Source organism: Bailinhaonella thermotolerans, assembly GCF_003594875.1.
In the GTDB taxonomy this organism is placed as follows: Bacteria; Actinomycetota; Actinomycetes; order Streptosporangiales; family Streptosporangiaceae; genus Bailinhaonella; species Bailinhaonella thermotolerans.
This window is the reverse complement of sequence record NZ_QZEY01000002.1, coordinates 870,675-890,680: the sequence shown is the minus strand read 5'-3', so window position 1 is coordinate 890,680 and position 20,006 is coordinate 870,675. Positions and strand designations below refer to the sequence as shown.

Annotated in this window: 17 protein-coding genes; 8 read left to right on the top strand and 9 right to left on the bottom strand. The window is 75.6% G+C overall.

Features of this window, described 5'->3' with window-relative positions:
• Nucleotides 1–34: 34 nt before the first annotated feature.
• From D5H75_RS09110 to D5H75_RS09100, 3 genes are read right to left on the bottom strand one after another with little or no spacing between them, the layout of a single operon-like run.
• Nucleotides 35–709 carry a response regulator transcription factor gene (locus D5H75_RS09110; RefSeq protein WP_119925854.1) on the bottom strand — a complete coding sequence of 225 codons (675 nt, stop codon included), beginning with the start codon at nt 707–709 and terminating at the stop codon, nt 35–37.
• A 60-nt stretch (nt 710–769) separates the two neighbouring features.
• Nucleotides 770–1,312, bottom strand: a complete 543-nt coding sequence (locus tag D5H75_RS09105; protein WP_119925853.1) for a hypothetical protein — start codon at nt 1,310–1,312, stop codon at nt 770–772.
• A complete protein-coding gene (locus D5H75_RS09100; protein ID WP_202637949.1) occupies nt 1,309–2,697 on the bottom strand; it encodes a sensor histidine kinase in 1,389 nt (462 codons plus the stop codon). Before D5H75_RS09100 ends, D5H75_RS09105 begins: the two co-directional genes overlap by 4 nt.
• A gap of 386 nt (nt 2,698–3,083) precedes the next feature.
• On the opposite strand from D5H75_RS09100, the gene D5H75_RS09095 reads away from it, so the two are divergent.
• Together D5H75_RS09095 and D5H75_RS09090 are read left to right on the top strand one after the other, a co-directional pair.
• Entirely contained in the window at nt 3,084–4,988 is a 1,905-nt protein-coding gene (locus D5H75_RS09095; RefSeq protein ID WP_119925851.1) for a hypothetical protein, read from the top strand.
• 53 nt (nt 4,989–5,041) lie between these two features.
• Entirely contained in the window at nt 5,042–6,460 is a 1,419-nt protein-coding gene (locus tag D5H75_RS09090) for a hypothetical protein (RefSeq protein WP_242454076.1), read from the top strand.
• On the opposite strand, the gene D5H75_RS09085 is transcribed toward D5H75_RS09090, so the two are convergent.
• Together D5H75_RS09085 and D5H75_RS09080 are read right to left on the bottom strand one after the other, a co-directional pair.
• The gene (locus tag D5H75_RS09085) at nt 6,436–6,909 is read right to left on the bottom strand and encodes a hypothetical protein (RefSeq protein WP_119925850.1); all 474 of its coding nucleotides are present in this window, start codon (nt 6,907–6,909) and stop codon (nt 6,436–6,438) included. The genes D5H75_RS09090 and D5H75_RS09085 overlap by 25 nt on opposite strands.
• Before the next feature lie 48 nt (nt 6,910–6,957).
• A complete protein-coding gene (locus tag D5H75_RS09080; protein ID WP_119925849.1) occupies nt 6,958–7,977 on the bottom strand; it encodes a glycerophosphodiester phosphodiesterase in 1,020 nt (339 codons plus the stop codon).
• A 257-nt stretch (nt 7,978–8,234) separates the two neighbouring features.
• On the opposite strand from D5H75_RS09080, the gene D5H75_RS09075 reads away from it, so the two are divergent.
• Nucleotides 8,235–8,873, top strand: a complete 639-nt coding sequence (locus D5H75_RS09075; RefSeq protein WP_119925848.1) for a DsbA family oxidoreductase — start codon at nt 8,235–8,237, stop codon at nt 8,871–8,873.
• Between the two features lie 129 nt (nt 8,874–9,002).
• Here D5H75_RS09075 and D5H75_RS09070 read toward each other — a convergent pair whose 3' ends face one another.
• Nucleotides 9,003–9,914 (bottom strand): TIGR01777 family oxidoreductase, encoded by a 912-nt coding sequence (locus D5H75_RS09070; RefSeq protein WP_119925847.1) that lies wholly within the window; start codon nt 9,912–9,914, stop codon nt 9,003–9,005.
• Between the two features lie 501 nt (nt 9,915–10,415).
• Here D5H75_RS09070 and ndk point away from each other — a divergent pair.
• The gene (gene ndk, locus D5H75_RS09060; RefSeq protein ID WP_119925845.1) at nt 10,416–10,826 is read left to right on the top strand and encodes a nucleoside-diphosphate kinase; all 411 of its coding nucleotides are present in this window, start codon (nt 10,416–10,418) and stop codon (nt 10,824–10,826) included.
• A gap of 447 nt (nt 10,827–11,273) precedes the next feature.
• On the opposite strand, the gene D5H75_RS09055 is transcribed toward ndk, so the two are convergent.
• The 3 genes from D5H75_RS09055 to D5H75_RS09045 all read right to left on the bottom strand — a co-directional run bounded on the left by D5H75_RS09055 (nt 11,274) and on the right by D5H75_RS09045 (nt 15,632).
• Entirely contained in the window at nt 11,274–12,035 is a 762-nt protein-coding gene (locus tag D5H75_RS09055; RefSeq protein WP_119925844.1) for an alpha/beta fold hydrolase, read from the bottom strand.
• A gap of 142 nt (nt 12,036–12,177) precedes the next feature.
• Nucleotides 12,178–14,445 carry an alpha/beta fold hydrolase gene (locus D5H75_RS09050; RefSeq protein ID WP_242454075.1) on the bottom strand — a complete coding sequence of 756 codons (2,268 nt, stop codon included), beginning with the start codon at nt 14,443–14,445 and terminating at the stop codon, nt 12,178–12,180.
• Between the two features lie 167 nt (nt 14,446–14,612).
• The gene (locus D5H75_RS09045) at nt 14,613–15,632 is read right to left on the bottom strand and encodes an ABC transporter ATP-binding protein (RefSeq protein ID WP_119925842.1); all 1,020 of its coding nucleotides are present in this window, start codon (nt 15,630–15,632) and stop codon (nt 14,613–14,615) included.
• Nucleotides 15,633–15,876: 244 nt separating this feature from the next.
• Between D5H75_RS09045 and D5H75_RS09040 the strand changes: the two genes are divergently transcribed.
• From D5H75_RS09040 to mreC, 4 genes are all read left to right on the top strand, one after another.
• Nucleotides 15,877–17,016, top strand: coding sequence for a sensor histidine kinase (locus tag D5H75_RS09040; protein WP_119925841.1), 1,140 nt, complete (start codon nt 15,877–15,879; stop codon nt 17,014–17,016).
• Nucleotides 16,980–17,639: a LuxR C-terminal-related transcriptional regulator gene (locus D5H75_RS09035; RefSeq protein WP_119925840.1), complete on the top strand. Its 660-nt coding sequence runs from the start codon at nt 16,980–16,982 to the stop codon at nt 17,637–17,639. Before D5H75_RS09040 ends, D5H75_RS09035 begins: the two co-directional genes overlap by 37 nt.
• A 398-nt stretch (nt 17,640–18,037) precedes the next feature.
• Nucleotides 18,038–19,069, top strand: coding sequence for a rod shape-determining protein (locus D5H75_RS09030; protein ID WP_119925839.1), 1,032 nt, complete (start codon nt 18,038–18,040; stop codon nt 19,067–19,069).
• A gap of 31 nt (nt 19,070–19,100) precedes the next feature.
• Entirely contained in the window at nt 19,101–20,003 is a 903-nt protein-coding gene (mreC, locus tag D5H75_RS09025) for a rod shape-determining protein MreC (protein WP_119925838.1), read from the top strand.
• The last annotated feature ends 3 nt before the right edge of the window (nt 20,004–20,006 follow it).

Here is a 20,006-nt window from a genome sequence, read left to right as displayed (position 1 = left end):
GAGACCCCCTCGCGCGTCTCGCGCTCCCGGGCGGTCATGACGAGCGGAAGCGGTAACCGAAGCCGCGCACCGTCTCGATGTACCCGGGGTCGGCCGGGTCGTCGCCGAGCTTGGCGCGGACCCGCTGGACGCAGGCGTCCACCACGCGGCCGTCGCCGGGGTAGGTCTGCTCCCAGACCTCGGCCAGGAGCTGCTGGCGGGTGAGGGCGTGGCCGGGGCGGCGGGTCAGGGCGAGCAGGAGGCGCAGCTCGGTCGGGGTGAGGCGGACGTCCCTGCCCGCGCGGGTCACCTTGAGGGCGTCGCGGTCCACGACCAGGTCGCCGTACGTGCTGACGCTGCCGTAGCTGTTGTCGGCGCGGCGGAGCACGGCCCGGATGCGGGCGTCGAGCACGCGCGGCTCGATCGGCTTGACCACGTAGTCGTCCGCGCCCGCCTCCAGGCCGAGCACCACGTCCAGGTCGTCGCCGCGCGCGGTGAGCAGGATGACCGGGAGGGTGTCCTCCTTGCGGATGCGGCGGCACACCTCGATGCCGTCGATGCCGGGGAGCATGACGTCGAGGACGGCGATCTCGGGCCGGCGCGACCGGAAGTGCTCCAGCCCCTCCTCGCCGGACCCGACCGCGGTGATCCGGTGCCCCTGCCGCGACAGCGCCATCTCCACGGCGGCGCGGGCGAGCGGATCATCCTCGACGAAAAGAATGTGTGCCACAAGGGACATTCTCGGCGATCGGCCATCAGTGATGACCGAATGTCACTGTTCCCGGATATTTCATCCCGCCTTGGGGTTCAGCCTGACGGGCACCGCGCGGCGCGACTCGCAGGTGTAGGCGCGCGTCTTCCCCACGGGCAGGCCGTACTCCCCGATGGCCGCGCCCTCCTCCGGGTGCACGAACTCGACGCGCGGCACCTTCTGCGCGAACGCGGTGCAGACGATCTGCGCCCGGGCCATGGGGGTCAGCCGGGTCCCGGCCGGCACCACGATCCGCATCGCGGCCTGGACCATCATGTGCCGCCCCAGCGGCGGCACCTCGGTCGTCATCCCGGACCTGCGCTCGGCCTGCGTCGGGCCGACGAGGAGCTGGGCGATGGCGTGCTCCTGCATCCCGAGCCCGGGGAGGCCGCGGCGGGTCGTCTCCGCCAGCTCGCCGTGCCGCAGGAAGTACAGGGTGTTGGTCGCGACAGGCCCCCTGGCCCGGGGCGCCTCGTCCGCCCGCACCGTGCCCGTCGGCCGGATGCCGCAGCCCGCGAGGGCGGTCAGGACCGCGGCGCACGCGGCCAGGGCGGCGAGCGTACGGCCTCCGCGCGGGCTCACGCGGCCCCCTCCACCGGCAGCCACAGCGTGAACATCGCCCCGGCGGGGGGCGCGTTGCGGGCGGTGACGTCGCCGCCGTGGAGTTCGGCGTAGGCGCGGGTGAGGGACAGGCCCAGGCCGCTGCCCTCGGTCTCGGCGCGGGCGGGGTCGCGTTTGACGAACCGGTCGAACACCAGGGGGAGGAGGTCGTCGGGGATGCCGGGGCCGTGGTCGAGCACGGTGAGGGTGAACCCGGGGCGTCCGCCGCGGGCCTCGGGCCGTACCCGGACGACGATGGGGGGTGCGCCGTGGCGGAGGGCGTTGCCGACCAGGTTGGCCACGATGACGTCGAAGCGGCGCGGGTCCAGGCGGGCCATGAGGTCCTCCGGGACCTCCAGGAGAACGTCGTCCTCCCAGGCCCGGACCGAGAGCGTGGCCCGGAGCGCCTCGGCCAGGATCACGTCGTCCAGGACGAGCGTGGCCGTGTTCGCGTCGTACCGGCTGATCTCGATCAGGTGGTCCACGAGCGTCCGCAGGCGGCCCACGCCGTCGGCGACGATGAGCCCCGCGCGCCGCAGGTCCGGCTCGGAGGTGTCCTCCCGCCGCAGCACGTCGGTGAGGGCGGTCATCGCGGTGAGCGGGGTGCGCAGCTCGTGGGACACGTCCGCCACGAACCGCCGCGAGGCCTCCTCCATCGCGCGCAGCTCGCCGATGTTCGACTCCAGGCGCTCGGCGGTCCGGTTGAACGTGGTGGCGAGCGAGGCCAGCTCGTCGGCGCCGCGCACCTCCACGCGGGTGTCCAGCGCGCCCTCCCCGAGCGCGTCGGCGGCCTTCGCCAGCCTGCGCACGGGCACGAGCACCCCGCGCGCGGTGAGCAGGGCCAGCGCCAGCGCGAGCGCGAGGACGACCCCGTCCACCGCGAGGATGCTGCTCGCGAGCGACTCCAGCGTCCGCGCCTCGGGCCGCAGGTCCTGCGCCACGATCGCCAGGATCGGCCCCCGCCCCGACAGGTCCCAGGCGCGCGCCCCGACCAGCAGGTACGGCGTGCCGCGGTGCTCGATCCGCCGGTGCACGAGGTAGGTGTCCGCCTCCCTGAGGAAGTCGGCGGGCACCGGCACGCCGAGCCAGGCGACCTCCTCCGGCGGGACCCGCCCGGGGGGCCGCTCGATCGCCACCGCTGCCCGGCCCGGCTTCCGCAGTTCGTCGCGGATCATCCGGGACAGGTCCGTCGCGTTCTCCGGGCCGAAGCGGTAGGTCTCGGGGGCTCCCGAGGGGTAGTTCGGGACGAGGCGGCCCAGCGTGCCCTGGAACTCCGCGACCACCCCGTCGGTGGTGCGCCGCAGGATGGCCTCGCGGTTGAGGTGGTACGCGACCGCCGACGCCGCGACGGCCGACAGCAGGGTCACCGCCGCGAAGCCGCCGGCCAGCCGCCACCGCAGCCCCGCCCGCCCGCGGAGACCTTTCCACCCGCCCGCCCGTGCCCCGCCCGCCCGCGCTCTGCCCGTCCCGTTTGTCCCGTTCGTTGGGTCCGCCCCGTCTTTCGTGTTCATCCCGTCCATCGCGTTCGTCCGGGCCGTCGTGTCCGTCCCGCCGGCCCGGTCCACCCCGTTCGCGCCGCCTGCCGTGTCCGCGCGCCCCGCGGCGTCCTCGGCCTGTGGGCGGCGGAACGAGAGAGCAGGAATGCGACGCACCTGGACATTCTGTACGAGGCGTCTCGGCGCACGCGCATTTGTTGCGGTTTCCGGACATCGAGCGAGAGAGACGGTGAAGATCCACCGCGAGCCTGCGGATCATGACCTATACCGACGTGTCACCGGGGACCCGGGCGCCCGCGACGCCCCGGCGGGCGGGGCGGGGTGACGCCGGCCGTTTCCTCGCGGCGGGCTGGCTGGCGCACCTGGCCCTGCGGCTCTGGCTGGTCTGGGGGCAGGCGTCCCCCGCGGCGTACCCGGACGAGGCCGGGTACCTGGCGGCGGCGCGGCTGCTGGCCGGGGGCGTGGGGGCCGACCTCTCCGGCACCACCTTCTACCAGGGCGGGTACCCCCTGCTGCTGGTCCCGGCGTTCTGGATCACCAAGGACCCGGAGGCCGCCTACCAGCTCACGCTGATCACCAACGCCGTCGTGGGGTCGGCGGCCTTCCCCCTCGCCTACCGCGCGCTGCGGGTGCTGCGCCTCGATCCCGCGCGCGCGTGCGTGCTGGCGTGCGCGGTCGCCACCTTCCCCGCCGCGCTCTACTTCTCGCAGTACGCGCTGGTGGACGCGGTGTTCCCGGTGGTGGCCCTGGGCTGGCTGCTCTCGCTGCACGCCTTCCTGGCCGGGCCCGCCCGCCGTACGGCAGGCGCCCGCCCCGGCGCTCACGGGCCGCTCGGCGGCGCGGGGGCGGGGGCGGGGGCGGGCTCGTCCCTGCTGGCCGCGTACGCCGCGGCGGCGCACGCGCGGGGGCTGGTCCTGCTGGCCGTGCACGTCGTGGTGCTGCTGGCCGTGCTCGCCCGCCGGTGGGCGCCGCGAAGGGCCGCGCTCGCGGCGCTGGGCGCGGCGGTCGCGGGCGGGGCGGCGGCCAAGGTCCTCAACGCGGTCGTCCTCGCGGCGCTGTACCCGTCCGGGTCGCTGGACCTCGGCCGGCTGCTGGTGACCCGGCTGACCGGCCTCGCGGGGCAGGCGTGGGCGCTGGGCGGGGCGGCCGGGCAGCTCTGGTACCTGGTCGTCAGCACGTGGGGGCTGGCGGGCGCGGGGATGGTGGCGGCCGTCGCCGTGGCGGTCCGGCGCGGCTCCCCGCGCGCCCTGCGGATCTGCGCGGCGGCCCTGCTGCTCGTCACCGCGGGCGTGGCGTACGCCTCGTCCGCCGCGCTGCCCGACGAGCACCGCGTGGGGAACTTCGCCTACGGGCGGTACACCGCCTTCGCGGCGGTGGCGCTCGCGGCGGCCGGGGCCGCCGCGCTCGTCCGGGCGCCGCGCCGTACGGCCGTCGCGATCACCGCCGGGGCCGGGGGAGTGCTGGCGGCGGCGGGCGGCGCGGCGGCCTGGCACGCGGGGGACCGGCTGCGGGACCACCAGTTCATCGCGTTCGACTTCCCGGAGACCTCGTTCCTGACCGGCGACTGGAGCGCGCTGGACATGCCGGGGGCGTCGGCGCGCGCGTTCGCGGTCCTGACCGTCCTCACGTGCGCGCGGCTCCTGCTGGGGGGCTCCCGGCGGGGCTCCCCGGCGCGTCCCCGGCCGGGTTCCCCGTCGCGCCGGGGGCCGGAGGCGGGGGCCCGGGCGGGCCTGCGGGTCCCGGCCGGGCTCGCGCCGCGCCTCGGGGCCGCCGCCGTCGCCCTGGCGGTGCTGGCCGTGAACGGGGCCGCGGCGGTCACGCTGACCAGGCAGAAGGGGTGGGCGGAGACGCCCATCCTGCGCGGCCTGCCCGAACGCGGCGGCGTCGCCGTCTCCACCGGGGTGTTCTGGGCGACCCGGATCCGGCTGATCCAGCAGGTGTCCTGGACCCGCGTCCGGCGGTTCGACCCGCGGACCGCCGCGCCGCCGCCGGGCGCCTGCGCCGTCGTCGTCCCCTGGCCGGGCGCCGCCCCGGCCGGGGCCACCTGGCCCGCCGCGCCGCCCGGCTGGCGCGTCGCGGGCGGCCGGGACCAGGGGCGGCAGTGGGGGATCGTCGTCTGGCGGGCGCCGGTCTGCGGTTCCGGGCCTTCCGCACTGTCATGATTTCCGGACATTCCCGTCGAGAGGCCGTCGCGGAGCGCCGCGAGCCTCGGGGCATGTCACTGATCGACGACCTGCCCCGCCTCACGGTGGCCGCGCCGGTGGCCGCCCGCCGTACCCTCGCCGGGTCCCTGGGCGGGCACGGGCCGTTCGCGGCCGTGCTCGCCGTCGCCGCCGCGCTGCGGGCGCTGACCATGCTCGGGTTCCGGCCGGCCCGGATCTATTACGGCGACACCTTCGCCTACCTGCGGACCGCGCTGGACCTGGAGCCGATGTGGGGGTTCCAGCCGAGCGGGTACGCGTTCTTCCTCCGGGCGCTGCGGCCCTTCGGGAGCGTGGAGGTCGTGGCCGGGGCGCAGCACGCGCTCGGGCTCGCCACCGGCGTGCTGGTCTACGCGATCCTGCGCCGCCGGGGCCTGCCCTGGTGGGGCGCGTCGCTCGCGACGGTGCCCGTGCTGTTCGACGCGCAGATGCTGCAACTGGAGAACGCGCTGCTCTCGGACACGCTGTTCATCTTCCTGGTGGTGGCGGCCGTCGTGGCGCTCATGTGGTCCCCGCGCCCGTCCGGGCGCGCCGGGCTGGCGGCCGGGCCGCTCCTGGCCGCCGCCGCGCTCACCCGGACGATCGGGCTGCCGCTGCTCCTGCTGTTCCTGGCCTATCTGGCGGCGCGGCGGAGCCCCCGCGCTCTCGTCGCCGCCGCGCTCGCCGGGCTGGTCCCGCTGGCGGCGTACGCCGGGTGGTACCGCGCGGCGCACGGGACGTTCCGGCTGGCGGGCGGCGACGGGGTCGCCCTGTGGGCGCGCACGATGACCTTCGCCGACTGCGCCGTGATCCGGCCGCCCGCGGACCTGGCCGCGCTCTGCCCCAACGGGACCGTGCTCGACGCCGCCTCCGAGTACGTCTGGGACCCCGCCTCGCCGCTCAACCGGCTGCCCGGCGGGCCCGGGGCGAACGAGGACCGGGCGCGCGCGTTCGCGGTCCGGGCGATCCTCGCGCAGCCGTACGACTACGCGGCGGCGGTCGCGCGGGACGTGTCGCTGGCGTTCCACTGGACCCCGGCGCGGCATCCCGAGCGGGTGACCCCGGCGTTCGGGTTCCACGAGGGGGTGATCGCGCAGCGCCCGGCGGACGCGGGGGCCTGGCGGGCGCTGCGGGCGTACGCCCCGGGCACGCCGGAGGGGTACCGGGCGGCCGAGCCGTACGCCGGCCTCCTGCGCGCCTACCAGTACCCCGCCTACCTGCGCGGGCCGTTCCTGGCGGCGATCCTGCTGCTGGGCCTGCTCGCCGTACGGCGGCGCGGGGCCCTGCTGCCCTGGGCCACGGCGGTCGCGCTCCTCGTGGCGCCGGTGGCGGTCCTGGACTTCGACCACCGGTACGTCCTGCCGGTCCCGCCCCTGGCCTGCGTGGCGGCGGCCCTGCTCTTCGCCCGCCGGGGCGCCCGGCCCCGGGATCAGGGCCAGATCCGGACCTTGTAGAGGCTCACGGCGAGGATCTGCACGGGGAAGCCGGGCTCGTCGGCCACGGCGGTGAGGCGCTTGCCGAGCGCCTCCACGTTCCACGGCCCGTCCAGCGGCTCGAAGGCCAGCCACGTGCCGAGTGCCTCGCCGCCGTCCGTGAGGTCGTCGTCGCCCGCGCCGAGCCGGCCCGTGGGCAGGCTCATCCGGCCGCGCCACAGCGGCTTCCAGCCGTCACCGTGCTCAGGTCCGGGCTCGGCGTCCCACCGCTCGATCCGCACGTGGACCGGGGCGCCGGGCGCCGACCGCACGTGGAACGTCAGGCCGTCCCGGTCCGCTTCGACGGAGGAACCCGGCGCGGCCTCACCGTCGCACTCGGTGTCCGTGAACCATCCGCCGGAGAGGCCGGCGACCCTGAAGCCCCAGCGGGTCTCGAAGTCCGTGGTGAGGGCGTCGATCAGGGTCGCCATGGCGTTCCTCTCCCGGGCCGGCGGCCCGCGCCCGCCGTACGCCGGCGGTCAGCGGACGTAGATGAGGTCGGCGGTGTCCCCGGGGTCGCCGGCGGGCTCGCGCTGGGGGATGCGCTCGGGCTCGGGCGCGGGGACGGGCCGCGTGGGCGGGACGGGGGCCGGGACGGAGTGGGGGGCGGTCCGGGAGGACCCGGCGGCGGCCCGCTCGCCGAGGACGTCGCCCAGGACGTCGGGCTTGTTGGTGATCACGCCGTCGACGCGGTGGGCGAGGGCGCGGCGCATCGCGGCGGGGTCGTCCACCGTCCAGGTGAACACCTCCATGCCGTAGGCGTGGACCTGGCGGACGTACTCCCCGGTCAGCTCCGTGTGACGCGGGTTGATCTGGTCGGCGAAGGCGGCCAGCCGGGGCAGGTCGCCGGCCGGCGGGGAGCCCAGGAGACCGATCGGGACCCGCGGGATCTCGCGGTGGAACCGCTCCATGGACGCCCAGTCGAAGGACTGCACGATGAGGCGGCGGCCCCGCGGGTCGGGGCGGGTCACCGAAGGGTGGCGCCTCAGCTCGGCGGCGACGCGGCGCTCGATGCCCGGGTAGAGGTGCGGCGCCTTGATCTCCAGGAGCAGGCCGAGGCCGCTCCCGCGCATCGCCCGCAGCGCCTCGCCGAGGGTGGGCACGGGCACGCCCGCGTACTCGGGGCCGAACCACGAGCCGGCGTCCAGCCTGCGGATCTCGGCGAGGGTGAAGTCCTTCACCCGCCACGGCGCCCGGTCGGGGAAGACCTCCTCGGCGTCGGTGGTCCTGGCCAGGGTGGTGTCGTGCATCAGGACGAGGGCGTGGTCCCTGGTCTCCTGCACGTCCAGCTCGTAGAGGTCCGCGCCCATGTCCTTGGCCAGGCGGAACGCGGGGATCGTGTTCTCCGGGGCGTACGCGCTCGCGCCGCGGTGCGCGACGTTGGCCACCGGCTGGCGCTTGGCGGCGGCCCCGGAACGGGCGGAGGCCTCGGCGGCGGGGGAGATCAGCGACGCGGCCACGAGGGCGGCGGCCATCGCGGCTCCGGCTCGTCCGAACATTCTCACCTCTCGGGGTAGGAGACGTCGCCTCCAACCCTTGAGGCGCCCGATGACGCCGGGTTGACCGTCCGGCCGCTCCGGCGTGTAGTCCAGATGATTTCCGATCCAAGTTGATCTTCGCAACTCCGAGTCCGGTTTGCCCCGCCCCGGAAAACCCGCTGACCTGCCCCGGTCGCCCCGCCGCGCCCGCCGGTTTGAGGTCAAGCGCGGTTGAGGTTGCACACTTCGTGATGCACGCCCCCGGACGAGGAGGAATCATGCGAATCGAGGCGTACATCGACGTGATGTGCCCCTGGTGCTATATCGGCAAGCGCCGGCTGGAGACGGCCCTGGCGGAGCTGCCCGGCCGGGAGCGGGTCGAGGTGGTGTGGCGCTCCCTGGAGCTGGCCCCGGACTCGGACCGGACCCCCGGCCCGACGGCCGCCGAGGCGATGGTGCGGTGGCGCGGCGCCGCCGCCCCGGCCCGCGTCGCGCTCATCCACGAGACCGGCGCCGCCGAGGGCCTGGAGATCGACCTGCGCAAGTCGCGCCCGGTGAACACCTTCGACGCCCACCGCCTGATCAAGCTCGGCGCGGACGCCGGCCGCGCGGACGAGACCCTGGAGGTCCTCTACCGCGCCTACCACTCCGAAGGCCTCGACATCGCCGACCACGGCGTCCTCACCGCCCTCGCCGCCGAGGCCGGCCTCCCCGCCGCGGACGCCCGCGCCATGCTCGCCGGCGAGGCGTACGGCGACGCCGTACGCGCCGACGAGTCCCGCGCCCGCGCCCTCGGCGTCCAGGGAGTGCCCACCCTCGTCATCGGCGACGCCCCCCCGACCGGCGGCGTCCAACCCCCCGCCACCCTCCGCCACCTCATAGAACGGGCCCTCCGGTCCCGCTCCGCCGGCGCGTGACGATCGGCCGCTCGCGGAGGGGCCGCGCGGACCGGTCATGGCGCCGGTGGAGCCGTCGCCGGGGTGGGGCGGTCGGGTGGGTTAGCGGTGGGGTGGGTTAGCGGTGGGGCGGGTTAGCGGTGGGGCGGGTTAGCGGTGGGGTGGGGGGAGGGAGGCTCGCAGGGCTTGGGGGAGGTCGGGGTACTTGAAGGCGAAGCCGGCTTCGAGGAGTCGCCGGGGGACGCAGCGGCGGCCGGTCAGGCCCAGGGCGGGGTCGGTCCTGAGCAGGACGCTTCCCGCGCGGACGAGCGGGGCGGGCGTGGGCGGGGCCGGGGGACGGCGCAGGACCTGGCGCAGGGTGGCCATCAGCTCGGCGTTGCGCACCGGGCGGGGACTGGTCGCGTGGACGACGCCGGACAGCGCGGGGTCGTCCAGCGCCAGCCGGACGATCGCCAGCAGGTCGTCGATGTGCAGCCAGCTCACCCACTGGCGGCCCGAGCCCACCCGCCCGCCGAGGCCCCACCGGGTCAGGGAGACCAGCCGGTTCAGCGCGGGCGTGCCGGGGTCGAACACCACCGCCGTCCGCAGCACCACCTGCCGGCCGGCGCGGGCGCCCGCCGCCGCCTCCTCCCACGGCCGCGCCACGCCCGCCATCTGCGGCGGCCCGTCCGCGACGGGGTGTCCTTCGGCGATGACCTCCTCGCCGCCGTCCCCGTAGATCGCCAGCGTGCTCATCTGCACCCACACGGGCGGCGCGTTCTCCACGCGGGCGGCCGCTCCGGCGAGCGCGCGCGTGGGCTCGACGCGCGACCGTCGCAGCAGGGCGATGTTCGCCGGCGTCGGCCGCCGGTCGACGATCTCCCCCGCGAGGTTGACCACCGCCGCCCCGTCCAGCTCGGCGGCCCATTCGCCGACGTTGACGCCGTCCCACACGACCTGCCGCCCGGGCGACCCGCTCCGCGGGCTCCGGGTGAGCACCACGACGTCATCCCCCCGGGAGAGCAGATCGCGGACGATCCGCCTCCCCAGCGCCCCGCTGCCTCCGGCGACGACGACCTTCACCGAACCCCCGCTCTCCTCGCCGGCCCCGCGGCCGGCCCGGCGAACGGCCGTGAAAAGCCGCGGTCATCGGCCGCACGGGTAGTAAACCGAACGCCGCTCTTCCTCCTCGCACCGGGTGCCCCCCGGGGCTTTCACCGCGCCGGTGCCGACGGGATCCGCTCACGCCGGTTCCGGAGGGATGCCCTCACGCCGCCGCCCTCCCGGGATCGCCTCGCCCCGTTCCCGAGCGGAGGGCGCTCGCGTGCGCGCGCTCCGATGTGGGGGTGGAGCCCCCGAGCCGGTGGCGGTGGGGGGACCGGCGGACGGGGGCGTGGTCCTGGCGGTGGGATCAAGGCCGGACGTGGCGCCGGCCGTACGGGAACGCGGGCGCCGCCGAGGAGGCGCGGCGGGGCCGGGAGTCGAGCGGGCGAAAGCGGGAAGTGGCCGGGAAGGCGGCGGACGGGACCCGGGGCGGTAAGCTGCGGGCCGTTCCCCTGAATTGCAACTAAGGAGAGTTCTGACGTGTCCGAGCGCACTCTGGTCCTGGTCAAGCCCGACGGCGTGGCCCGGGGGCTGATCGGCGACGTTATCGCGCGCATCGAGCGCAAGGGCCTCAAGCTCGCGGCGCTGGAGCTGCGCACGCTCGACCGCGAGACGGCGGAGACGCACTACGCCGAGCACAAGGACAAGCCGTTCTTCGGCGACCTCGTCGACTTCATCACCTCCGGCCCGCTCGTGGCCGCGGTGGTCGAGGGCCCCAACGCGATCAAGGCGTTCCGCCAGCTCGCCGGCGCCACCAACCCGGTCGAGGCGGCCACCGGCTCCATCCGGGCCGACCACGCCCTCGAGGTCCAGAACAACATCGTCCACGGCTCGGACGGCCCCGAGTCCGCGGAGCGCGAGATCAAGATCTTCTTCCCCGACCGCTTCTAGCCCCAGGGAATCCCGGCCCCAGCCGCCGCGCCCCGAGCGCCGCGCCTGGGGCCGCCGCGTCCCCGCCCGGACCCGGCCGCCACGGGAAAGAGCGCCCGCGGCGGGAAGACCCACGGCCTGGGATGCGCGGCGGGGACCGTGGAGGCCGTCGCCGGGAGGGGCGTCAGGGATCTTCTCGCCGAGGGCCTTGCGCGCCTCTGACCGGGGCCGGGGGCGTTCGCCGTACGGCTGGCGCCGGGCCGGACTCATGAGTCTCTGGTGTCCGCGCGGACCCCTGGCGGGCAGTCCGCGCCGGCATGGAGCGGCCTCGGCGTGCCTGGCTCCCCGCCACCCGCGCCAGGTGCCGATCCTCGGGACCGGTGCGGCCGGTAGGACCCCCGCCGTCCATCGCCGCGGGGGTTCCCGGTGCGAGCGTCGTCTCCCGGCCGGACCGCTCACCCCCGTGGGTCAGGGAGTGGGGTGGGTCTTCTGGAGGTGGGCCAGGAGGAGGGGGGTCAGCTCGGCGGGGCGTTCGAGGCTGGGGAGGTGGCCGGCCCAGGGGAGTTCGACGTGGCGGGCGTCGCGGAGCCGGGCCGGGAGGCGCGCGGCGATCTCGCGGAAGTCCGCCAGGTCCAGGGCGCCGGAGACGACCAGGCACGGGGCCTCGATCCGGGTGAGGTCGTCGTCGGTCTCCAGCTCGGGGTGCTCCTCGGCGGCGAGCTGGACGTCGAAGGCGTGCCGCTGCATCCGCCGTACCAGGTCGCGGGTCGCCTCGTCCGCCTCGGGGCCCAGGAGGGTCCGGACGTTCAGCTCGACCGCGCCGTCGATGTCGCCGGCCTCGATCAGTTCCTCCTCGCGCCGCCAGAAGTCGTGCAGGGACTCCCCGGGCGTGTGGTCGGGGGAGAGCGGGCAGAGCAGGGCGAGGGAGGCCACCGTCTCCGGCCGCCGCGCCGCGAGCCGGAGCGCCACGAGCCCGCCGTAGGAGGAGGCCACGACCGCCGCGCGCTCCACCCCGAGCTCATCGAGGAGTTCCGCGACGTCGCCGGCGGTGTCCCACGGCCGGTCCGGCGGCGGCGTCTCCCCGAACCCCCGGAAGTCACACCGGATCACCCGGTACCCGGCCGCGACCAGGGCGTCCCACTGCGGGTCCCACATCCGCCGGTCGCACGCCGAGGAGTGCAGCAGGAGCACCGCGGGACCGTTCCCGCCGACATCATGAGAAAGCGTCATGCGCCGCGACGCTACCGCCAACCGCGCCCGATGTCGCCTTCGGCCGGCGTGCGGAACCCGGCCCGCCCGCGCCGGCCGCCCGCGCCGGTCCGCCCGCTGCGGGAAGGCGCGGGCGCGGGCGGGCGGACCGGGGCCGGGGCGGTCAGGGCTTGGGCGCGGGCGGGGCGCAAGTGGTGCCGGGGGCGGGTGGGGTCAGGGTGAGGAGGTAGCGGTTGGCGTGGGCGATCGTGCAGCGCTCGCCCGAGAGGTACAGGCCGTGGCCGGAGCCGTCGTACCTGATCGTGGACGAGCCCGGCACGTTGCGGACCAGGTACGCCGTGTCGTCGTGGTCGGTCCAGCTCCCGGCCGCGACCATCGGGGGGAGCCCGCGAGACGGCGGCGCGGCCGGCGGGTTCTTGACCGGGGCCGGCCAGCCCACACAGGCCAGCGGGTGCCACAGCTCGTTGCCGGCGAAGTTGGGGGAGACCTTCTCACCCAGGGCGCGCAGCCGCCGGTACCCCTCGTAGCCGCCCACGCTCAGGCCGTCCTGGCAGTGGGTCATGTTCATGCCGCGGAACGACATCGGCTTGGGGCTCCCCGTCACCGCCTCCACGTAGGAGGCGAAGCCCGCGGCGTCCCCCGCGGCGGCCTTGGCGATCGCGGCGGCCAGCTCGTGCCAGCGCGGCGCCTGGGGCATGGGACCGGGGCTGACGACGCTCGGCGCGGCGGCGACCTTGAAGTCGAAACCGCTGTAGGCGACGCCGCGGCCCCGGACCGGCACGGGAGAGCGGTCGGCGGAGGCCACCAGGTCTTGCCACACCCGCACCACGTCGCGGCCGTGCAGGGCGCAGGTCGTCGTGGCCCGGCACCAGGCGGCGAAGCGGGCGAACTGCCGCTCGATCGACGCGTACCTCACGCGCTGCTCGGCCTCGCCCTCGGGCCGCCCGCCGTCGCCGCCGTCCACGTACATGGCCCGCACCCGCCCGGGGAACAGCCGGGCGTACGCCGCGGCGGGCACCGTGCCGTACGAGGTGGCGACGAAGCTGAGCCTGGCCTCGCCGAGGGCGGCGCGCACCGCCTCGATGTCGCGGGCGACCGACGCCGAGTCGAGGTTGTCGAAGTACTCCGGGTCGGCGCGCCGGCACTGCTCGGCGGCGGCGCGGTTGCGCTCGCCCAGCGCGGCGAACTCGGCCCGGTCGTCGGGCAGCTCGATCCAGGGCCCGGTCTTGAGGCAGTCGAGCGAGAACGCCCGGGGCCGGTCGGGGCCGTCGTCGGTGACGTTGCGCGGCGCGAAGCTCACCACGTCGAAGTGGCGGCGCAGCTCGGCGAAGCTCGCGCCGTGCTTCTCCAGGTCCCCGATCCCCGAGCCGCCGGGGCCGCCCGGGATGGAGAACACGACGCCGAGCCTGCGGTGCGTGCCGGTGGCCGGCAGCCGGCCCAGCCTGATCGTGATCTTGCGCCCCTGCGGCCTCGCCCAGTCCACCGGCACCGCGAGCGTGGCGCACTCCACCTCGCCCCGGCACTTGGACCAGGTGAGCGCCGACGTCGAAGCGCTGGACGGGAGCGCGGGCACCAGCGCCAGCAGGACGGTCGCGGCCAGGCCGACGGCGAGCGGCCGGAACCGGCGCCCGCGCAGGGCGATCGCCGCGGCCCCGCCGGTGAGCGCCACGACCGGGTACGCGATGAGCAGCGCCAGCGCGGCGATCGGGCCGAGCACGCCCTCCGGATGGGGGTGGGCGATCTGCTCGGGCAGGTTCTCGAACATGAAGGAGCCGACGCGCGGGCCCAGCGGCCGGGGCAGCACCTGGGCCGCCCCCGGCAGCACGAACAGGATCACGATCAGCGTGACCAGCGCCCCGGCGGTGGACCTGACCAGCGCGCCCACGCCCAGCCCGACCAGGGCGGCCGCCGCGCCGGCGGCCCCCGCGACCAGCAGCCCGGGGAGCACGCCCGGCTGGGACAGCGTCGTGCCGAGCGTGGTCCCGTCGAGCAGCCGGTCATCGGCCCGCCCGCCCAGGACGGCCATCGCGGCGGCGTGCATGCCGAACGCGAGGGCCAGCCCGGCGGCGAGCCCGATCCCGGCCACCACCGGCGCCTTGGCGAACAGCAGCAGCCCGCGTCTCGGGACCGCCACCAGGCTCGTGCGGATCATGCCCGTGGCGTGCTCGGACGAGACGGAGAGCGCCCCGAGCGCCGCCAGCACGAAGTAGGCCACCGGCAGCCCTGTGCTCAGCCCGTCGCCGACGCTGCTGAAACTCAGCCGCTCGTCCGGCGTCTGGTTGTCGTAACCGCGGACGACCATCGCGGTCACCCCCGCGCTCAGGCCCACTGCCAGCAGCGAGGCCAGGAGCAGCCACCCGTTGGAACGCAGCGAGCGGAACTTCTCCCACTCGGCCGCGATCACGTCGAACACCCTCGACACCGTTCTCACTCCGATCCTCTCGGCACGCGCGGCCCCGCCGCGCGCCCTCCGGCCCGTCGTCCCGGCCGTGGTCCTGGCCGTGGTCCCGGCCGTGGTCCCAGCCGTGGTCCCAGCCGTGGTCCCAGTCGTCGTCCCCGTCGTCGCCCCGGGTGCCGTGCCGGGCGTCATACCGGGCGTCATGCCGCGCTCCCGGCGGCCCCGAACTCCACGCTCTCCCCGGTCAGCTCCATGAACGCCTCCTCCAGCGAGACCGCGCGCGGGCGCAGCTCCCGCAGCGCCACCCCCGCGGCCAGCGCGACCTCGCCGATCCGTCGCGCGTCCATGTCCCGCACCGCCAGCGCGGCGCCCCCGTCCGAGCCGTACGGCGTCGCGGGCGCGGCCGGCCGCGCCGTACCGGATCCGTCGCCGGGCGCGGCGGGCCCGGCCGTGCCCGGGCCGGGGGCCGCGTCGTCCTCCTGGACGGGGGTGACCGTCGCGCCGTGGGCGCGGAGGGCGGCGGCGAGCCTCGCCGGATCGGCCGCGCGGACCAGGACGTCGGAGCGGAACCCCGCGACCAGGCCGGCCATCGACGTGTCGGCGATGAGCCGGCCGCGCCCGATGACCACGACGTGGTCGGCGGTCAGCGCCATCTCGGCCATGAGATGGCTGGACACCAGCACCGTGCGGCCCTCGGCGGCGAGCGAGCGCATCAGCTCCCGGATCCAGCGGACCCCCTCGGGGTCGAGCCCGTTGACCGGCTCGTCGAACATCAGCACCGGCGGGTCGCCCAGCAGCGCCGCCGCGATCCCGAGCCGCTGCCGCATGCCCAGGGAGAACCCGGCGATCCGGCGCTGGGCCGCCGGGGTCAGCCCCACGCGGTCCAGCACCTCGGCCACCCGGAGCGCGCTGATCCCGTTGCTGCGCGCGAGCCACCGCAGATGCGCCTCCGCCGTCCGCCCGCCGTGCACGTCGCCCGCGTCGAGCAGCGCGCCCAGCCGCCGCATCGGCCGGTCGAGCCGGGCGTACGGCACGCCGTCCACCAGGGCCTCGCCCGCGTCCGGGGCCTCCAGGCCGAGCACGGCGCGCATCGTCGTGGACTTGCCCGCGCCGTTCGGCCCGAGGAAGCCGGTCACCAGCCCCGGCCGGACCGTGAAGCTGAGGTCGTCGACGGCGCGAGCCTCGCCGTACCGCATGGTCAGTCCGATCACTTCGATCATGGGGATCCCCGTCGTCGTCCGTTTCGTGACTCCAGGCTCCGGCCCGCCGCGGCCCGGGACCATGGGCGCGAAACCACCGCGGGGGGTCGGATTCTCCCCCCGCGATGGTGGGCCTGGGCCTACCGCGCGGGCCGCGCGGCCCGGGCAGACTGCGAAGGGAAGCCCCTCGCCCGGCCGGGCCCGCCGGACCGGCCGGGCGGGCGGCTCGCGGGCGGGGACGGACGACGGGGTGATCGGAGGCGGGATGAGGGCACTGGGACGCGGCGTGGCCGGCCTGGCGTGGAACCTGGCCGCGTGGGCGGCCGGCGTCGTGCTGCTGGGGCTGGTCGCGATCACGGCGCCGCTCGCCCCGGCCGGGCCCAGGGGCGCGGCGGTGGCCGGGGGCGCGCTGCGGGGCGCGCGCCGGCTGGCGCGGCGGCAGCGGCGGTGGGCCGGGCGGACCCTCGGGCGGGACCTCGGGACCGAGGACGTGACCGGTCCCCGCGCCGTCGCCTGGCTGGCCGTCCACGCCGTGGTCGCGCCGGCGCTGCTGCCCCTGGTGCTCGCGCCGCTGTACGGCGTGCGGGTGCTCATGGTGCTCAGCCCCGCGCGCACCAGCAGGTCGACCACCATCACGCTGACGCTGGCGGTCATCGTCTTCCTGGGGCTGATGGCGGGGGCCGTCCTGCTCGCCAACGCGATCCACGCCCGGCTGGCCGCGCTCCTGCTGCGCTCGCCGAGCCCGTCCCTGGACTCCCGGATCAGGGAGCTGGCGGAGTCCCGGGCGGTGATCGTGGACGCGCACGCGGCCGAGCTGCGCAGGATCGAGCGCGACCTGCACGACGGGGCCCAGGCCAGGCTGGTCGCGCTGCGCATGCAGCTCGGGATGGCGCGCGGGTCCACCGACCCCGAGCAGGTCCGCGCGCTGGTCGAGGAGGCGTGGGAGTCGGCCGGGCAGGCCCTGGTGGACCTGCGCGACCTCGTGCGCGGCATCCACCCGCCCGTGCTCGCCGACCGGGGGCTCGGCGGCGGCATCGAGGCCGCGGCGCTGTTGTGCCCGATCCCCGTCGAGACCGACATCGAGCTGCCCGAACGCCCCGAATCCCCGGTCGAGTCCGCCCTCTACTTCGCCGCCGCCGAGGCGCTGGCCAACGTGACCAAGCACAGCGGGGCCACCCGGGCCTGGGTGCGGCTGCGCGGCGAGCACGGGACGCTGCGCCTCACGGTGGCCGACGACGGGCGCGGCGGGGCCGACCCGTCACGGGGGACCGGGCTGGCGGGGATCGGCCGCCGCCTGTCCGCCTTCGATGGGAGACTCTCCGTGCACAGCCCGCCCGGCGGCCCGACCCTGCTCTCGATGGAGATACCGTGCGCGTCGTCATCGGTGAAGATCACGCCCTCCTGAGGGACGGCCTCACCCGCCTGCTCGCGGCGCACGGATTCGACGTGGTCGAGGCCGTGGACAACGCCCCCATGCTGCTGCGCGCCCTGACCGGGCACCGGCCGGACGTGGCCGTCGTCGACGTACGGCTGCCGCCGACGTGCACCGACGAGGGGGTGCGCGTCGCGCTCGCGGCACGCGCCGAGGTGCCCGGCCTGCCCGTGCTGATCCTGTCCCAGTACGTCGAGCAGCTCTACGCCCGCGAGCTGCTGTCCGACCGCTCCGGCGGGATCGGCTACCTGCTCAAGGACCGCGTCGGCGACGTGGAGCAGTTCGTCGAGGCCGTGCGCCGCGTCGCCGCCGGGGGCACCGCCATGGACCCCGAGGTCATCGCCCAGCTCCTCACCGCCCGCACCGCCGACGGGCCGCTGGCCGCGCTGACCCCGCGGGAGCGCGAGGTCCTGTCGAGGATGGCCGAGGGCATGTCGAACGCCGCCATCGCCGCCCGGCTCGGCGTCACCGAGAAGGCCGTGGGCAAGCACACCAACAACATCTTCGCCAAGCTCGCCCTGGCCCCCTCCGACGACCACAACCGCCGCGTCATGGCCGTCCTCGCCTACCTGGAGGCCACCCCCGGCCAGGCCTGACCCGCCCCGCCCGCACCGCGTTCCGGGACGAGTGGGACCCATGGGGCCGCAGGGTCCCTTGGAAAAGGTGGGGATTCCGGGGTGCGAGCGGGCTGCGTGGGGGTATGAGGGGGGTGCGGGGGGCTCTTGACGGGTTTCCCGTATTCGCCGGTGCTGGCCGGTTAGTGATCTTCGCGTCTGGGCAGGCTAGACGTGCTTCGGCGTTTCTCCAGGTCGAAGCGGAGTTTTCGGGGCATGATCGGTGACGTCGGGCTCCGGTCGTGACAGGGGCAAGCGGGGGATTCGTTATGGGGCGAAGCGAGGCAGAGTCCATTGCGCCCACGGGCAGGCACGCCGCGTTACGATCTGAACGCGCCCCGTCATCCTCTGCCGTCGACCGTCGAAGGGTCTCCTTCAACATGGCCAACAACTTCTCTTTCCTGGGCCGTGAGATGGCAGTCGACCTCGGCACGGCCAACACCCTGGTCTACGTGCGCGGACGCGGCATCGTCCTGAACGAGCCGTCGGTCGTGGCGCTGAACACCGCCAACGGCAAGGCGGTCGCGGTCGGCATCGAGGCCAAGCGGATGATCGGGCGCACCCCGGGCAACATCGTGGCCGTCCGGCCGCTCAAGGACGGGGTCATCGCCGACTTCGACGTGACCGAGCGGATGCTGCGCTACTTCATACAGAAAGTGCACAAGCGCCGCCACTTCGCCAAGCCGCGCATCATCGTGGCCGTGCCCAGCGGCATCACCGGGGTGGAGCAGCGGGCCGTGAAGGAGGCCGGTTACCAGGCGGGCGCGCGCCGGGTCTACATCATCGAGGAGCCCATGGCGGCGGCGATCGGCGCCGGGCTGCCCGTGCACGAGCCCACGGGGAACATGGTCGTGGACATCGGCGGCGGGACCACCGAGGTCGCCATCATCTCGATGGGCGGCATCGTGACGTCCCAGTCGATCCGCGTCGGCGGCGACGAGCTGGACCAGTCGATCATCACGTTCGCCAAGAAGGAGTACTCCCTGATGCTCGGGGAGCGCACCGCCGAGGAGATCAAGATCGCCATCGGCTCCGCCTATCCGGGCGACGACGACCAGCACGCGGAGATCCGCGGGCGGGACCTGGTCAGCGGCCTGCCCAAGACCGTGATCGTGTCGGCGGGGGAGATCCGCCGGGCGATCGAGGAGCCGGTCAACGCGATCGTGGACTCCGTCAAGACCACCCTGGACAAGTGCCCGCCGGAGCTGTCCGGCGACCTGATGGACCGCGGCATCGCGCTCACGGGCGGCGGGGCGCTGCTCAAGGGCCTGGACGAACGGCTCCGCGAGGAGACCGCCATGCCGATCCACCTGGTGGACAACCCGCTCGACTCGGTGGCGCTCGGATCCGGCCGCTGCGTGGAGGACTTCGACGCCCTCCAGCAGGTGCTGGTGCCCGAGCCGCGCCACTGACCGGCGGGGTAATCGACCAGGAAGGAGTGTCATGCGCGACACCCGCAGGTCCCGGGTGGCCCTGGGCGTCCTGCTCGGCTTCTCGCTGCTGCTGCTGACCGTCGATCACCGCGGCGGGCCGGACTCGCCCCTCGGGCCGGTCCGCGCCGCCGCCGCCTCGTTCTTCGGGTCGATGGAGTACGCCGTCGCGGCCGTCGTCGCCCCCGTGGGCGCGGCGGTCGACGTCGCGCGGGAGGCCCCGGTCGCCAAGCGGCGCATCCGGGACCTGGAGGAGGAGAACGTCGCGCTGCGCCGGATGCTCGCCGCCAACCGGCAGGCCCTCGTCCGCTACGGGAGCATGGAGAAGCTGCTGCGCACCGCCGCCCTCGGCGAGTACAAGATCGTGCCGGGCCAGGTGATCGCGCGCAGAGGGCAGCCGGGCTTCGAGGACACGGTGGAGATCGACGCCGGCGCCAGGGACGGGATCAAGCGCGACATGACGGTCATGAACGGCGACGGCCTCGTCGGCCGGGTCGTCCGCGTGTCCCCGGCCACCTCCACGGTCGTGCTGATCACCGACCCGGGCTCGGCGGCCGGGGTCCGCCTGGAGACCAGCCGCGAGATCGGGGTCGTCCACGGCCTGGGCAAGGGCCGCGCGGTGATGCGCTTCCAGCTCCTGGACTCCAACGCGCACCTGGCCCCCGGCACCCGCATCGTCAGCTTCGGCTCCGAGAGCAACCGCCCCTACGTCCCCGGGCTGCCCGTCGGCGTGATCGAGCGCGTCGAGCAGACCCCCGGCGAGCTGACCCGCACCGCGTACGCCCGGCCGTACGTCCGGTTCAGCTCCATCGACGTGGTGGGGGTCGTCGTGCAGGCGCCGCCGCGCGAGGCCCGCACCGCCGTATCCCCCGGCAGGCCCCCCGTGAGGCCCACGGCCGAGCAGAGGGGGAGATGAGCG

What these genes read in the sequence shown, in the direction of transcription:
- D5H75_RS09080 (WP_119925849.1), bottom strand. Translation starts at nt 7,977, where the DNA reads ATGTTCGGACGAGCCGGAGCCGCGATGGCCGCCGCCCTCGTGGCCGCG.
- D5H75_RS09055 (WP_119925844.1), bottom strand. Translation starts at nt 12,035, where the DNA reads ATGACGCTTTCTCATGATGTCGGCGGGAACGGTCCCGCGGTGCTCCTG.
- D5H75_RS09090 (WP_242454076.1), top strand. Translation starts at nt 5,042, where the DNA reads ATGTCACTGATCGACGACCTGCCCCGCCTCACGGTGGCCGCGCCGGTG.
- D5H75_RS09085 (WP_119925850.1), bottom strand. Translation starts at nt 6,909, where the DNA reads ATGGCGACCCTGATCGACGCCCTCACCACGGACTTCGAGACCCGCTGG.
- D5H75_RS09075 (WP_119925848.1), top strand. Translation starts at nt 8,235, where the DNA reads ATGCGAATCGAGGCGTACATCGACGTGATGTGCCCCTGGTGCTATATC.
- D5H75_RS09045 (WP_119925842.1), bottom strand. Translation starts at nt 15,632, where the DNA reads ATGATCGAAGTGATCGGACTGACCATGCGGTACGGCGAGGCTCGCGCC.
- mreC (WP_119925838.1), top strand. Translation starts at nt 19,101, where the DNA reads ATGCGCGACACCCGCAGGTCCCGGGTGGCCCTGGGCGTCCTGCTCGGC.
- D5H75_RS09095 (WP_119925851.1), top strand. Translation starts at nt 3,084, where the DNA reads ATGACCTATACCGACGTGTCACCGGGGACCCGGGCGCCCGCGACGCCC.
- D5H75_RS09030 (WP_119925839.1), top strand. Translation starts at nt 18,038, where the DNA reads ATGGCCAACAACTTCTCTTTCCTGGGCCGTGAGATGGCAGTCGACCTC.
- D5H75_RS09040 (WP_119925841.1), top strand. Translation starts at nt 15,877, where the DNA reads ATGAGGGCACTGGGACGCGGCGTGGCCGGCCTGGCGTGGAACCTGGCC.